Below are 254 nucleotides of genomic sequence, written 5' to 3'. Positions count from 1 at the left end.
ACCCGTGTCGCCATTCTCGCACTTGCGGCCACGGGGCTCAATCTGGCGCTCGGGCTGGGCGGGCTCGTCTCCTTCGGGCATGCCGCCTTCTTCGGGATCGGCGGCTATGCGGCCGGCATCCTTGCCACGCACGGCTTCTCCGGCGATCCGCTCTTTTTCGGGTTTTCGGGCACGAACCAGATGCCGGTGATCTGGCTGGTGGCCATGGTTGCCGCCGGCCTGGTGGGTCTTCTGATCGGGGCCATCAGCCTGCG

The 254-nt window shown here is 67.3% G+C and carries 1 protein-coding gene; it reads left to right on the top strand.

The window, feature by feature from the left end; genetic code table 11:
• A partial coding sequence (locus tag R0J92_RS24800) for an ABC transporter permease subunit (RefSeq protein WP_411053641.1) occupies positions 1-254 on the top strand: 254 nt, incomplete at both ends.

It is taken from the genome of Tritonibacter sp. SIMBA_163, from assembly GCF_046535935.1.
GTDB lineage: Bacteria > Pseudomonadota > Alphaproteobacteria > Rhodobacterales > Rhodobacteraceae > Epibacterium > Epibacterium scottomollicae.
The sequence above is the reverse complement of the archived record's forward strand: the minus strand, read 5'-3'. Positions and strand labels throughout refer to the sequence as shown.